Below are 13525 nucleotides of genomic sequence, written 5' to 3'. Positions count from 1 at the left end.
GTGATTTTTCGGGTGCCTTGAGTGCGGTGTACTTGCCGATCTCTGCATCCGGTCTGCTGGAGTGATTTCTAAGTGCTGGTCTTTTGCCAGCGACCGGTGCGTACCCACTGTTCAAAATGCCGGTACCGATTTTCTCACGTCTTTACTGGCAGTCAACGCACACTGTCCAATTCAATGGCGAATCTGGCGCAGACAAAGAATTCATCGGATGGAATATGAAACTCTGTGGTCACATATGGGCCCATCCGTCCTGAGCCGACCTCCCTGAAGTCCAGCTTTACAGTTCCGAGCCCCCAGTCAAAACTCATCGTCGTCAACTCAATGCCTCCGACGACTGATCCCGTATCCCCATAACTCCCGGCCTCGCACGGTTGCCTATCTACCCACCTGTCGGTGGCGGCGACAAACAGACTCGCCACGTCGAGAAATGTCTCGACATCCTGGCGGCTAGGTAATACATAGTCATGCTCGACTTCATTCCTCAGCTTGTTGAGTCGAACGAGCAAGCGTGGAGCGGTAATGCCAAGCGATGAAATGAAGTTGACCATGCTGGGAAAACTTCGTGAGCCGCCAAGCTTCTCGAAACCGAAACCATTGCAAGTGTCCTCCATGCGGAGATGTAGCGCCCGTTTCGCGTTGGTGAGCGCATTTACAAGATGCCGTGGGGTGTCGCCCTCCTCAATGTCATGTTCGGCAAATCTCAGATACTGACGAGCGGAGACGGGCTCCGTGCGTGTCTTTATGCATCCCCACATGGATGTCTCCATCCAGTCGGCTGAAAGACTACTCAGATCGAACTTGCTGGCAAGTTCAGCTAGTGTCGCCACTACAATGCTCCAGGGGTTGAGATGAGTCAAAAAATTCTTTGAGACTTATATAAGTGACGCTCCAGCCGCAACTCACCACGAGTGAACTCGCGATGTGGTGATCGCGGTAGAGTCGCACTGCCAGAAAATCGAAATCGTGATACTCGGCTCCGAAACGAAGGCGTAGTATATGGCTGAAGTCTTGATAGCGAAATGAAGTGGCTGCTGCATCATTAGGATCGCAGTTGCAGGTGGGGCGGCGGAGTGTGCTAATGTGGCCGGGAAAAGTAGCCCGAGGTTACCAGTGGCCTAAGTGGGACTGCTCGAAGTTTGCCATCCAATCAGTTGTCGGAGATGGTGAGCGATCGCTACCGGTGCTGCTTACGGCCGGTCAGGTTTCAATGGTGGAGGGGATGTCACCCTCCGGAAGAGGCCGCTGGCAAGCTGTTCGGTTGTGTGGCCGGGGCACCTTGCTCTTCGGTCGCTCGCGTTTGGGCAATTTTGGTGTTTCCCGAGTGCTGGTGCTTGATCCGCTTCAGCCTTTCTGTAAGGCAAAATGGCTGCATGCTACGTGCGGTCATGCGTTGGTGAGTGCTTTGCTGACGTTGGAAACCATTGACGAGAGTTAGTGGCATGCTGGCGCCTCTTCTTAGAGGAGAACCCTCGCTCACCATGAGCAGCGTGTATAAACATTATGAATAGTTCGTCGATCGAGCGAACATTAATTCGGGGAACAGCAATGGCCTGCAAGGTCAGATATCTGAATAGCGCTGGCATCATGCCTCGCGAGATCAAGGGTATTGATGCATTATCTAAGGCATTTCCGCCAAACTGGCTGCTTTACGTCTCCCTTAATTGCTTCCCGCGCAATCAATCTCCAATGGAGATTGATGCAGTTGTGGTCATGGACGACCTTATCCTCCTTCTTGAGATCAAGGACTGGAACGGCAAGCTGACCTACAAAGGTGACCGCTGGTTCGTCAATGGGGCGCCGCGCAAGCGATCTGCTGTTGTTCTTGTCGATGAGAAGGCTAAGAAGCTCAAGTCCGTTATTCAAGGTCAGAGTTCGCTAGCCGGTGCATTCTATGTGGACTCGCGCGTTGTCTTCACGGGCACTGCCAATGCGGCGAACCTTCAACCGCAAGAGCAGGTGCGATGCCTGACGCTCGTGGAGGCGATGGCCATCGGGGATCCCACCAAGCGCCATTTATATGTAAAGCGCGGCAAGGTGTCACTCACCAAAGCATGTAGTCTCGAGGCGGAGTTCGACAGGGTCTTCAACAACACACAACTCTTCCAACGGCTTGAGGCGGATTGGGCAGGCTACACGGTCACGGAGAAGGACATTTTCGTGCACCCGAAGCAAGTCTGGCGCGACCACTTGGCCGAGCGAAGTGAAGAGAAGCGCTTGAAGGCAATGGTGCGAACATGGTCGTTTAACAATCTGCCGGTTGGCCTCAATAGCTCGGAGATGCGCAAGCTCGTGGCGATGCGCGAGACCAATGCGTTCGCCTACCTTCAGGACGTCGGCAGTGAACTTATCAGTCGTCAGCGCGTGCTTCGAGAGGTCGCCACCCCGGACGAGGAGGTGTCGACCGAACACTTCGAAGTTCGCCAGATTGCGCCAGGCTGGTATCCGCTTGACCAATACATTGTGCGCAACACGGATGCACTGAGTGTTTTGGATCGCATCACCATCGTCATGAGCTTGCTCGGCATCGTCGCTGAGCTTCACCGGGTCAACGTGACCCATCGGGACCTCGGTCCTCGGGCGATTTGGGTGGGCGGGCACAGCGATCTCGCCCTGACTGGTTTTATGTCTTGTCAGTTGCCAGACAAGACAACGGTGATGGACTGGTTGAAAGACCTGCGGGGTTACGCAGGGTTCCTGCCAGAAGACGTCAGTGGCTGCCCCAGCACCGGTCGGCAGAGGGACGTCTACAGTTGCGCTTACCTGGCCACCCAAGTGCTCATCGGCGAGGTTCCAAAGACCTCGGATATCGAGGCAACCGTTGCGGCACTACCGCCGGAGCTTAAGAACCTCGGTGACTGGGTGCGAAGAGGACTCTCAGCCGATCCATTATCGCGATACGCGAGCGCGGCAGAGCTCACGGATGCGTTTGCGGTCGTTGTCGAGGCTGGGCCAGCTGATGGATTCGACCAAAGCTTGTTGGACCGGTTTGAGACCATTGACGTCCCGTACGTGCGCTGGCCGCTTTCGGCAGTCGTTTCGTCATCGAGCCAGAAGCAGGTTTACGAGCACATCAACGGAGCCGCGACCGTTATGGTCAAGGTCTGGATGTCGTGGCTGCGCGGCCGTTCGACGCAGAGCGATTGCGCGCTGCTGAAGCTGCTGTTGAGCGTTGATCAGCTGATCGACGCCCCGCTCAAGGGACTCCCACGATTTCTCGCAAGAGGTCTTTCTCCGCTGGGCGCCTTCGTGGTGTATGAACGAAGCGAGGGAACGCCTTTGGCGGAGCTCAAGTCTCTCCCTGAGAACACGGGGTTGGAACTTGCTGCCGATCTTCTGCGTACGGTCACCTCGCTACACGAACGCAGTTGCGAACATGGAGACATCTCGCCTTCCAATGTGCTGGTGAACGTCGATGATCGAACCATCTGCCTGATTGACCCGTTTGATATCTCGCAGGTTGGCGACGGGGCGTCAAGAACGCCGTCGATGCTGCCTGACAACTGGGAGCTCTTGCCGCAGGCAGCAATCGATCGCTTTGCCGCTTTAAAGGCGGTCCAGATGCTGCTGGTGCTGGATCCGAGCAGTGCCGCCGGGGCACTTCAGTCCGAACTTGACGCCGAGCTGAAGAAACCGGTTATCGAATCGCTTCAGTATGCGCTGGCCAAGGTGTCTCAAGCGGTGGAGGCGCTGACTGCGGCCGAAGTGATCGAGTTCCACCTAAAGACTGAGGGCCCAACGCATGGATTTTCTCAAACGGACAAGCTGTATGTGCGGCGACGCATTGAGCAGTCTGGTGCGGTGGCCTTCGACCTCACGACCGAAAAGGCTCAGTTGGTCTTGAAGGGCACTGGGATCGAGCTGCAACAGTACTATTTCAGGCAGACCTTCTTCGCGACTCTTGAGCGCGAATCCCGCTCGGCACATAGCGATCTCCCCATTAGGGTGGCGGTTCAAGAGGGCGATATCGGTGGCTTTGATGAGCTCTACGCCTACCTATGCAGCCACGAACGATTCACCGTCCTTCCTGCCGAGGAGGATCGGTCAGCGCCTCCTACGCAGTTCGAGGTGACTTGGCACTGGACGAAGCTGCTCGAAATCGAAGAGGAATCTCGCGTCGAGATCGCTGTTACCGAGATCCTGGCTCAAAAGGGCCAGGCGCTTGTGCTGGCCTACGAAAACCTGGGGAGGGATTTCGATTTCGATGAGGACGACTCTATCGACGTCTTCGTCGGCAACCGCAAAATTGGGTACGTCGACCTATCTGCGAGTTCGTTCCCGAGTGCCATTGGGATCGTGTGCGAGCGCGGGAACATTTCGAACGGAGATCATCTTCGTCTGGCGGAGCGCCGAGAGCAGACCTCGATGGAACGGCGCTCGCGGGCTGTCCGTCGCATCCTGGACGGCCGTTCGGTTATCGGCGACCTGGTGGAGTACTTCGATCCGCACAAGAGCGTCCCACCGAAGTCTTTCGACCTTTGTATCGACGACGCGCAGCTTGCTGCCTATGGGCTCAATGCTGGGCAGCAGCACGCGTTCCGGCATCTGCTTTCTTCCGGACCGGTTGGCCTGCTTCAGGGCCCGCCTGGCACCGGCAAGACGAGGTTCATCGCATCCTTCGTGCACTGGCTCATCTCCAAGGGAGGCGGCCAGCGCGTCCTTATTGCCAGCCAGTCACATGAGGCTGTCAACAATGCGATCGAGTCGTTGCTGCGCCTTCACAAGGGACGTGGTGAGACACGGCCGAGCCTCCTGCGAATTGGCTCCAAGGGCATCACCGACCGCATTCGCCCCTTCCACACGTCCGAGTTGCGAGAACGCTACCGGGTCAAGTTCGATGCCGCCGCCAAGAACCGGTTTGGCCAGCTTACCAAGGCGCTGGGTGTGGACCGAACGTTCGCATCTGAGCTGTTTGACCTGGACAAGCAAATCGGAACCCTCGCGCGGCGCTTAAGCACGGTACAGGAGGCCCTGGATGACGACGAAGGGCAGTTGGCCGTTGATCGTGAGCGCAACCGCGTGCAACGAGCAAGGGTCCAGGATGCTTTCACGGCCGCGTTCAAGGCCGTGGCAGGGCAAGAAACGGACGGCGTGTCGCCACTTCAGGCATACGACCACCTGGTCAACGCGTTACACCTGAAGCATCCAAACGTCTCTCCGGCAGATGCCAGCGCGGCTCAGCGTGCGCTGAAGCTCACCAATGACTGGCTGGCTTCGCTGGGGTCGCCTGGACGAAACTTCGAAGAGTTCTTGGCCAAAACGCGCAGCGTTGTATCGGCGACTTGCGTTGGCGTTGGGCAGACGCGTATCAAGATCGAGACGCAAGTGTTCGACTGGGTCATCGTTGACGAAGCTGCCCGGTGCACGCCTGGGGAGTTAGCGGTGCCCATCCAGATGGCCAAGCGCGTCCTGCTGGTGGGTGATCACCTGCAGCTGCTACCGATGATGGACGAACAAATGCTGAGCGACCTTAGGGAGGTTGAGCCAGACGTCTCGGTCGAGGAGCTCGCGCGCAGCGACTTCGAGCGTGCCTTTACGTCGACCTATGGCCAGTCCGTCGGCGTGCGGTTGACGGAGCAGTACCGGATGGACAGCGCCATCTGCGATCTGGTTTCGGAATGCTTCTACGAGGAGAGCGGTATTCGGCTGGTGACCTCCGCGGCGCGAAAGTCGGCGCTGCAGCCGACCGATTTTGGAGTGCCCTGGTTGTCTAAGCCGCTCGTCTGGATCGATGCCAGTAACGAACATATGAACTCAGAATATCGCCCGGAGGGTGAGACCACCATCCACAACCGCAGCGAAGTCGACGCAATCATCGCGGTGTTGGAGACGCTGGCGGCGGACAGTGCCTTGGTCACGGCGCTAGCGAAGGTTGATGATGAGACGCCAATCGGTGTCATCTGTATGTATGCGGGGCAGAAACGTCAGATTGAGCTGGCGTGGTCGCGCCGTCCGTTCGATCCGAAGTTCAAGCGCCTGGTGCGTATCGACACGGTCGACTCCTATCAGGGTAAGGAGAACGCCATCGTCATCCTCTCCCTGGTGCGCAGCAATCCGAAAGGGTCACCGGGACACGTGGGAATTTCAAACCGCTGCAACGTGGCTGTTTCGCGTGCCCAAGAACGACTCATTGTTGTTGGAGATGCGGAAATGTGGGAGCGTAGGGTTGATCCGAAGTCACCCATGCGCAGGGTCTTTGAGCACATGAAGAGCAACCCTGACCATGCCACGTTCCTCAAGGCATCGGAGGTTGCGTAAACATGAATGAGAACAACACTTTCGAAACGAACACGTTCGGGTTCAACCTTCCTTGCCGTCAGTTCGTAATCGCAGCCGAGAGGACGAAGGAGCGACGGCTGCCAATGGTGGATGAGTTCATCCTGAGAACCCTTCTCGTGGTGAAGTCCATCTCCGCGGACAGATTGGCGCGCTTCTTCGGCTTTGAAGGTCGGGATCTGGGCATCGCTGTCTCTGACCTCCAGGCGCGTAGCTTGGTCACGGTGGATGGCGACAACCTCAGCTTGCATCCGTCGGCGGCGGAAATGTTTCGAACATCTACCGAAGACGTACCGACCATCACGGTGGCAGAACCATTGAACGCTGACGTCTGGTTTGATCTGGTGACCAAGAACATGGTGAGCGGCCGTGGATTACGCAACATCCCGCATCTCATTCCGATTCCGCTGCGTCAGCAGATAGACGAGGCCGAGGCCCGCGCGGCGTTCCACGACAACTTCCGGGACTACTTGCGCATCGCGCGCAACGATCAGAAGGCGGACCAGTGGAGCCTTTATTCTATTCTTGACGTGCACGCTGGCCGCTACAGCTTTGTTCAGATTGGCGGTAGCGAACGGCTGACTTTGCAGGGTGCGCCCAGGCTCGAGTCACACTTAAATCTGAGTGAGACCGACTCGAGGGGGCGAGGAAAGCAGTTGACAGAGGCAATGTCCGTCGAGCTACGCAAGCTGGATCATGTCAGCCCAAGCCAAATTTCCTTCAGCGAGTTCGCTCGCATGTTCAACCACCGAGACTGGTCGCAGTGGTTCCGGCCCGAGGGGCACTTCGATTTAGCCAGCTGGTTCCAGCTGGAGATGAACAGCAGTCCTGCCGGTACGGTTCCGCTGGTGGGCTACCCGTACGTCGAACGCAACCGACGAGCCATTACCTCGCTGCTCGAGGATGCGCCGCTGGACTTCAGCGGCGACCATCGTTGGCAGACTTGGTGGCTCAGACCCGGTGGCTCGCTGTGGGGGGCAACGGAGGATGTGCCGGCGACCCTCGAAGCACTGCGGGGAGTCATCAGAGCGCGGGCCAAAGGAGGGATGCTCTCGTCTGTAGTGATTTCGCCGGCCTCAGTGGCCGACGCTTTGTCAAAGACGTTCACGCGGGTCTTCGACATGGGTGTCCGCGCACCAACAAAGAAGGTGCCAACAGCGCTTGAGGTGCTCCTCATCGCTGAGCGAGTTGCTGTTGTCTCAGTGATGGTTGCCCTGAGCGAATCGGTGTGTGTGCCAATGGGCTATGCAACCAACGACGAAGCTCGGGTTCGACGTATTGCAGAGCTGAGCGGCATTGGTGAGCTGGTTCGCGAGGGGACCCGCTTATGGCCACAGCCGAGTCGCTAGACTGCCAGCCATTCTGATTTTCGGCTACGTGTGCAGCCCAATTCGAAGCGACACGTCTAGCCGCACAAACGGCGCTGGCCCAGCAGCAACTCGCGCTCCAGCAACAGCAGGCCGCGCTGGCAAGCGTGAAAGCTAATGCGGCGATCGCCCCCGCCGTCGATGCGCTCAATGCAAACACGACTCTCGTGAATGCGAAGGCGACCAATATCAATGCGCAGGTTGCGCTGACCAAGGTGGAGCAGGCCGTAAAGCAACCGTGATAACCCTGTGGATCGACTGCGCCTGCGCGCTCAAAAGCAAGGCGAGCCTTCCGGCGCAGTCGGCAAACCTGACAGCCTGCTTGCCGCGGTCTTGGTGGAATGGACCGTTGGCCGGGTTTGTTCCGCACAACCCAGCGCGCGCTGGTTGGGACCGCATCGAGCGTGATGTGACGCCCACAGCCTCCAGCTTGTCTTCGATCCCGACGAGCGGCTGATCACGCGCGTCGATGACGTCGCCGCTGGGGCACGTTCGCGATGAGCTCGAGGATCGTGAGTGACAACGCTGGCGAGCTGGTCACATGGGCTCGCTTCCACGCGGGCTCTCCAGGCGGGGTTGCCGAGTGCGAAACGCAGGACGTAGGTGTGCCGCGGAAAACAGACCTCTGCGGTCTAGAAGCGCGCCAACGCACATCACGCGTTCAAGCCCTCAAAATCGAGTGCGCAGAACCATTCGCAGTCGTGGAGCGCCTGGAAAAGCGCTATTTTCCAAGAGTTACAACGACGTTGACGTTCAGCTCGAAGTTTCCGACTTAGTACGTCCTTAATTTCGTTAGGCGTCATCGGTGGATTAGAAAAATAATGCACGAGTGAACTCAGTTCGCTACCCGCCTCTACGGCAAATCGCTGACCAATTTTGTAGTCGCGAAAATGGGTGGCGGCTCGAAGAGCCTGCAGTTCATTCCAGTGCGGAGGCACGCGGACAAAATAATCGGCCCGAATGGGCTTCGTACGTACGACCTCTGCAACAATCCATTCATCTTGCATCAAAGTTACACTGTCGTAGTACGGATGAAAACTCTGTGCGTCGTTCGCGGCGGCTGCCATCTTGCCCGTGTTGCAATCACGGCAAGCGGGCACCAAATTTTCGGGAAGGACCGAAAACCAGGGGAATGCAGATTTGGGAAGAAAATGATCGACCGTGTGGACATGGCCAAAACCACAGGTCGGACATTTACCATCTGGCGCCGCTGCTCGAATGTTGTCATAGATTTCGCGAGCGGTCTTGTGACGCGGGATCATCTGTGCCTCATACAGATTTCGCAGTTCGCCCTTGGTTACAAGTCCCAACGCTAGGTCAGCATCAGGTTGATCGGCACGTGCCATCTGGTGCAATCGTCCCTCGGTCGCCAGTCGGTCGTAGTATTGCCCTGCTTCGATCATGTCCGGCGCGATCGCACGCAGCCTTAGTTGAAGATCCGCGTTAGCGGTGTCGTTAACACATGCGTTGAACGCATAGTTTGGTTCGTATAACGGCTTGGCTATTGCGTGCATGTTCAGCCTTTCCTCGACGCGGACAGGGCCCGCAGGATGGACTGCCCCTCCAGTCCGATTTGCTCCCCATAACTGAGCAGAACCTGATCAAATGTTTGACCACGGTCGACTGCCTTGGCCAGCATGTCGTGAAAGCCCGATTTGCTGACTTCAAGACCAAATATCTCTCGAGTCAGCGCGCCAACATTTTCTCCGAAGGTCTCTGTCTCAGCGCGCTCTGCGCGACTTGCATTCCTGTACCGCCTGATCTTCCATACGCACGATTTCGGAACCTCCTGTACAACAACCGGGGAGTGGGTCGCAACGAGTGCCACTGCGTTACGCGCAATTAGTAATTCCGATAGTGCTCTGGTGAACGCGGATAAAAGAGGGGGGTGCAGATGACTCTCAGGCTCGTCCAGTAGTATCAGGCTTTTTTCCTCAACTGTTTCAACCAGCTTTGTGATGGTCAAAAGCACAATCTTGTGACCAGAACTCATGAGAATGAAAGTTTTATGCGCTTGATCGGACACTTCATCCTTGGTCAAAGTACTTTCTGCGAGATGGGAAAGATTCATCTCAGCAAAATTTTCATCGAACTCAAGGGCGCTAATTGCATTGCGCCAATGCTGTCTTTTGGTTTCCGTACTAAAACATGCGTGAAGACTAGCAACAAAGTCTCCCGAAAGTTCAGAGGGAGCCTTAAGCGAAAATTCGTTCGGATTTGCCGAATTAATCCTCTTCTTTAGACCGATGTAGAAGTAGCCGACTCCTTTCGATCTGTCAGTACGGTCCGGGGGCGGTGGGAACGAATCAAATGCACTGAAGGCAACGGAGGTTACACTGCTGAAGTAGTTTTCCGGCATCGCAGCGCGGGCTTGATATTCGTGCTCCAAAATTTCAAAGCTACCGACTTCCTGATGCGCTCCCCGTTCGACGATCGAAGCGGTGATGAAGTTGAGCAGCGTCGTTTTACCGACGCCATTGCGACCGATCAGAATGTGAATGTTCGTCGGGGGTAGCGAGTTGGGCACGACCTCAAAGTCGAGTTGCATCGGCCCGATGCTGTCTCCGAACGGCGCTGTGTAGAAGAATCTGTACTCCGTAAGCATGGCCCCGCCGGCCAGTATCCGTCGGAACTGTCCTTCGATAGCAGAACGACTAACGCCCCGAAGCAAGGACGTCGAGAAAACTGGTTCCTGTTCAGCCCTTGCAAATCGCTTAGAATCAAAAACGACGTCTCGAATAGCGCCAAGGTAGTCCTCTCGAAGCTTCGTTGGCAGTTTCATCAGGCGTTCGTAATATTCCGGATCCTGGCCGAGCGAAAAATATTGATCTGGGAGTTCTGGAAACGAAGGTCGAAGGCTGTCGGAGGTGCGACTGGGCTGCTGTCCAAAAAATGCAATTTTCAGGCTACCAAGGTCGTGCGTGACTCCGGCTTCATCATAGATCCTGGCAGAGAAGGACGTTTTAAACGAGTAATCGTCCCAGTTGTCAAGAGTAAGGACAACAAGATTATCGAATTGCGTACCGGGCGGCGGCGTTTTCAAAACGAAAAGCAGCGACATGCAAGTCTCCTACAAGATTCGGAATTGTACTATCTGCAGTGATGCAAGGTATGCGCGGCGCATTACGAGCTGGCGTGGCCGCATCAATTGGCCTGGAGCGGTAGCGCGCGCCGCGTTGGCCGCGACCGCAGCATGTCGATCTTCTCAGCTTTGCAATTGTCGTTGCCACCTGACTGCTGCTGTTGACTCTCGAAAGACACGGTTGCTAAACGGGGAACTCTGCTCCGTGTAGGAAGCGGCTCCTTGTTAAACCGAGTAGCGGCCGCTCAACAACGCCCACGCCGAACGACCGGTTTGCGACGGCGAGCCGGGATGCCAGCGGCGGTGAACGAACGTCGGCAACCGCCGCAACTTGCCAGTGTGGAAACCGAGTGAAGGCCCGTTCCAGCTTTCTACCGGCCATAGTCCCAGCACTGGCCCGAAAGGCGGTTGTGGGTCGATCACGGTCCTTGACGAGCCGACGTCGAAGCAATCTTAGACCGGATCTGATGCTGATTGAGAGATCAGGTCTAGACCTACCAGGTCTACGCATCGTTGCGCTTCCTATCCGTCGGAGTTCGCGGAAGTTCGATGACGTTGGAGTTGTCAAGCTTTGACTTCAGTATTGCATTTTCGAACGTCAACACTTCATTGATAGATGAAAGGCGTGCGATATCGAATCGAAGGGCGGCAATCTCTTTGCGCAGCAAAGCGAGATTGTTCCGCTCATCGATAAGTTCCTGATGCTTTTCATCGCGTTGAGCACGGCTGTCGCGACCTTGAGCATTCCGGATGGTCTCTGCGATGCCTGGATAATGATTGTGGATGAGAGCCGGGCTGACGCCCGCTTCTCGGGCAACAGCCGCGATACTCAGCTTTGTCACTTTCGTATGTGCGCGGCCCCTCTGGATGCGATGGATCGCGAGGCGTAATTCCTTTTCGCGTGCCTCACCGCTCTTGCGGGTTTCGGCCATTACGTTACCTTCTGAATTTCGTGGCCCAGCGACGACAACACGTCACGGCAGCGTTCCATATCTCGGCGAACTATGTTCAAACCTGCTTCGCCGATATCGTTACAGCTCAGGACTTCCTTAAGATGATCGTGAAGACCTTGGTAGAGCTTTTTGTGTCGGCGGCCGATCACCGAATGATTGCAATTGCCGCAACGAGTACGCTCCATGTCGTTTCCGACGCAGCGATCATCATCGGCTGTACACCATGCGTGTCCGTTACTCCGAATAGATGTGCTACTCGCAAGTGATCGGACCATCTGTTTGTGATTCTTGAAGATGGTCACGGCTTCGTTCCCTCGCCACGCTACGAGGTTTTTTCCATAGCCACCAGCAAGCGGTTCCCCGGGTTGTAACCAAGTATCAACTACGCCAGCTTTAATATCATCAAGTTCATCTTGGATATCGACGTAAAGTGCCAACTCTTGTGACTCGTTGAGTGCATAGCCAAGTGTCATATCCAGCGACCAGTGCTTGAAGTGCTCCCGCAGGTAGAGTAGATCTCCGAACTGGCTGCGAGCTGCGTAGTTCGCGAACTTACGTCGAAACTGATGAGTTGTCAGATCCCAGGTCAGACCGCACTCCAGCGCGAAGCTCTTCAGTGCGATACCACACGCGTCTCCTGACATGGTGCGAACCTGATTCTGCTTGCGTGGCGAGATGGCTAAGAAAATTGCATTTTCGTGTCGCTTGGCCTCAATAATCTCGGGATCGAAAGGATTGATTGCACGGCGCGCCGAGATTTCTGCTGTGATCATGTTCTGATATGGCTGAGCCCAGCGCTCCATGATTCGAAGGGCAATGACCGCAGCCTCAGGAACCATCCATTCGGTACGACCCGCATCTGTCTTTGTTGACCGAGAACGCATCCACCAGTAAGTAGTCTCGCTATCATCCTCGCTCGCACTTTTTGGTGATTCTAGCGTGCTATAGCAGGCTCCCGACTGGATGAAGGCGAGCTCGTGATTGCGACAGCCTGAGACTGCGGAGACTACGATGTAAGCAGCAGTGCGAAGTTCGCGCAGTGATTTTCTGAAACTGCCTACGCCAGTTGACCAGCCGTTGCGTTTGAGGCGATTGTCAACCACGAAATCCGACGGAGTCGCATCATCAGCTCTCAGTGCTCCGGCCGAGCCCATTTTATCGCGGAGATCGAGCAGTGCATTACCTTTCTCGACTATTGACCAAGCTCTCTGGAAGAGCACGGTGAATACGTCATCGGGGATTAGTGGTGTTTTATCTTCGCGGCGGCCGGTCCCTGCGCCGGTAAGTCCCGCGAGGTGCGTGGACGAGGTGCCTGGCCACGGATGGCTGCGCATTTGATCGGTGGTGTATTGGCTGAGTTCGTATATGGCCTCGACCACGTCGAAGCGGTGCCTTAACGTTGAAGCTTTTAGAGGTTGGCTATGCTGGCTTGTTCGATGCTGTCTGCATGTATCTACGTATTCTGAACAAACTATCGGCGTAACGTCAGCCAGCCTTGCAATACCGCGGCGTTCCAGATGTTTTAGGAAAGGACGTGCGTCGCCGGCTAGCTTCACTATGCTGCGAGCAGACGGGCGCTTCTGCCCTGGGCGGCCCCGGCGCATGTAGCGATAGAGAACGGCCTTCATTGTTTCCCGATAAGACTCCGGTATTCCCCCGAAATCGATCACCTTCTGGGACGGCATTTTGTTCGTTGGCTGACCAGCGAATTGCCACCGATCGTCGCCGTAGTGAGAGAGAACAATCCAGTAGCCGGAAACCTCTTGCGTTGAAATAATCAGCGCATCGCGCTCTTGCTTGGGCACACCTTGAACTGTCAGCGGTTGATGCTGGTGGATGTGTTCCATTGA

At 56.1% G+C, this 13525-nt stretch carries 8 protein-coding genes; 3 read left to right on the top strand and 5 right to left on the bottom strand.

The features are described 5' to 3' along the window. Positions 1 to 152: 152 nt before the first annotated feature. Positions 153 to 827 carry a hypothetical protein gene (locus AC5LXK_RS27185; RefSeq protein WP_493391750.1) on the bottom strand — a complete coding sequence of 225 codons (675 nt, stop codon included), beginning with the start codon at positions 825 to 827 and terminating at the stop codon, positions 153 to 155. 718 nt (positions 828 to 1545) lie between these two features. On the opposite strand from AC5LXK_RS27185, the gene AC5LXK_RS27180 reads away from it, so the two are divergent. From AC5LXK_RS27180 to AC5LXK_RS27170, 3 genes are all read left to right on the top strand, one after another. After that, positions 1546 to 6255, top strand: coding sequence for an AAA domain-containing protein (locus AC5LXK_RS27180; protein WP_493391749.1), 4710 nt, complete (start codon positions 1546 to 1548; stop codon positions 6253 to 6255). A 2-nt stretch (positions 6256 to 6257) separates the two neighbouring features. Continuing rightward, the gene (locus AC5LXK_RS27175; protein ID WP_493391748.1) at positions 6258 to 7622 is read left to right on the top strand and encodes a hypothetical protein; all 1365 of its coding nucleotides are present in this window, start codon (positions 6258 to 6260) and stop codon (positions 7620 to 7622) included. Between the two features lie 125 nt (positions 7623 to 7747). Further along, positions 7748 to 7882 (top strand): hypothetical protein, encoded by a 135-nt coding sequence (locus AC5LXK_RS27170; RefSeq protein ID WP_493391747.1) that lies wholly within the window; start codon positions 7748 to 7750, stop codon positions 7880 to 7882. A 411-nt stretch (positions 7883 to 8293) separates the two neighbouring features. On the opposite strand, the gene AC5LXK_RS27165 is transcribed toward AC5LXK_RS27170, so the two are convergent. The 4 genes from AC5LXK_RS27165 to AC5LXK_RS27150 form a co-directional block, all read right to left on the bottom strand. Next, positions 8294 to 9154 carry an HNH endonuclease gene (locus tag AC5LXK_RS27165; RefSeq protein WP_175997991.1) on the bottom strand — a complete coding sequence of 287 codons (861 nt, stop codon included), beginning with the start codon at positions 9152 to 9154 and terminating at the stop codon, positions 8294 to 8296. A 2-nt stretch (positions 9155 to 9156) separates the two neighbouring features. After that, entirely contained in the window at positions 9157 to 10701 is a 1545-nt protein-coding gene (locus AC5LXK_RS27160) for an AAA family ATPase (RefSeq protein ID WP_493391746.1), read from the bottom strand. Positions 10702 to 11225: 524 nt separating this feature from the next. After that, complete coding sequence (locus AC5LXK_RS27155; protein ID WP_493391745.1) at positions 11226 to 11654, bottom strand: TetR family transcriptional regulator; 429 nt, start codon at positions 11652 to 11654, stop codon at positions 11226 to 11228. Next, on the bottom strand, positions 11654 to 13522 hold the full coding sequence (locus AC5LXK_RS27150) for a site-specific integrase (RefSeq protein ID WP_493391744.1): 1869 nt from the start codon (positions 13520 to 13522) through the stop codon (positions 11654 to 11656). Before AC5LXK_RS27150 ends, AC5LXK_RS27155 begins: the two co-directional genes overlap by 1 nt. Positions 13523 to 13525 lie beyond the last annotated feature (3 nt).

This window comes from Burkholderia pulmonis, from assembly GCF_984667975.1.
This window is presented reverse-complemented; position numbering and strand designations above follow the sequence as displayed.